The sequence below is a fragment of the Endozoicomonas sp. SESOKO2 genome (genome assembly GCF_024606245.1).
Lineage (GTDB): Bacteria > Pseudomonadota > Gammaproteobacteria > Pseudomonadales > Endozoicomonadaceae > Endozoicomonas_A.
In genome coordinates this window covers 1-1,538 of record NZ_JAHHPQ010000053.1, presented here as the reverse complement: position 1 = coordinate 1,538, position 1,538 = coordinate 1, and the positions used below count along the sequence as shown (strand labels likewise).

At 48.8% G+C, this 1,538-nt stretch carries 2 protein-coding genes; one reads left to right on the top strand and one right to left on the bottom strand.

What is annotated here, in order from left to right; genetic code table 11:
- Positions 1–1,039: hypothetical protein (locus KDK17_RS01260; protein ID WP_257287166.1), on the bottom strand; the 1,039-nt coding region annotated here is incomplete at its 3' end.
- 272 nt (positions 1,040–1,311) lie between these two features.
- On the opposite strand from KDK17_RS01260, the gene KDK17_RS01255 reads away from it, so the two are divergent.
- The coding region (locus tag KDK17_RS01255; RefSeq protein ID WP_257287165.1) for a DUF29 domain-containing protein at positions 1,312–1,538 on the top strand (227 nt) is incomplete at its 3' end.

The window sequence follows — 1,538 nt, the reverse complement described above, 5'->3', positions numbered from 1 at the left end:
AAAAACGCTGGTGAATGGGTAAGCCACTTTGTTTTAATTCCAGAAGCTTCTCGTAGTTGTACGAATCGGGATCACTGACCAGATCGATGGCCTGTTGCAATTTTTGCCTGACATCTGGTGAGACGGTTAATTCCGAACTCAGTGCCTCTGCCCGCAAAGACATTGGCAGCAGATTCAAAATGGCTCTGAAATGATCTGGAGTTATGCCCTTTGAGTACGCAAAATCATTCAGGGAACGCTCATTCATGGTCAGGTATGGATTCTTCAGTTCATCATCAAAATAGACCTGTACCGAACCTGTGCGGTGGCAATAAATAACCAGAGGCAGGGGGGGAAGATTTAATGCACTTTCACACTTAAGCTTGTCCCACAGTAGATCGGAAATATTTATCTGTGCATCGTTGTATACGCAAAAGCATTTGATGTCTTCTTTGCTGTATTGAGTGAGCACCACTTCAGGGTAACCAGACGGCCTGGAATCATTGTCGAGTTTCAATTTTGGTAAACTGAACGTTCCGTCCGCTTGCAGATGTCCTGAGGTGAAACGAGGATAAACGCCCCAGATAACCGTATTGGCACGTCCAAGAAGTCCATCGTGCAATGAGTGCAGATCAGGCAGTAGTTTTGCTGGCAGTTTATCCGGATCTGCGCCCCACGCCAGATGCCGTGTGTGGGCATCACGTTTGTAGACGTAGAGGCACTGGGGATTAACGACGCCTATCATCGATTCACCGCAGCTTTCTTCCACGGGCTCAGTGGGTAGCATTTCTCCCGGCAGGGCAAGGGTGAAAGGTCTTGGTGCCCCCTTGCCCAAAAAGTAATGTTGTTCTTCAGTCAAATAAATTCGCCGAAACGCCAAGCGCCCACTCTCAGCGGCCCGAAGTAGCTCTTGCCGGTCAGGCTCCCTCGGATGACAGGGTGACACCTTGCGGGTCGGTTGGCTGGTTGTCCATTGGCCGGAGGCTGTTATCGGCTGGGTGTCAGACTTTGGTGGAGGGCTCAGGCTCGCAGAGGTCTCCATTCCTTGGGCGACAATCATGGTAATACTCCTCTAAAGTTTATTATTTACCTACCTCCTTATGGGTGGATTTTAAGCTTTTGGAGTAACTGGCTGGCGAAAAGTTCCATTTAAATCATTCTGCATTCCCATCATTTCTTTGCGGTATTGCCCGTTATCTCTGGCATCAATGGCCGAATTGAGAAGGCCAAAACCTCGGGCCAAGCTTCCCCGCAAAGGCGTTTGTGCTGTGGTAGTCCATTTTGATTCCCTTGTGTTAATTGCCTACAGTGGTAGCTCAATGGAGGTATTTTATGGATAACCTATACAAAACTGATTACACCCGGTGGCTTGGCCAGCAACGGGAGCTGCTGGAAAACAGGCAGTTTGACAAGCTTGACATCGACAACCTGTTGGAGGCCATGGATTCCGAAATGGGAGATACTACCAATGAATTACGGTCTCATTTGCGGATATTGCTCATACATCTACCTATAGCCGAAAGAGTGCTCCCTGCGACTTGGCAGGGAGGTGAATTTCG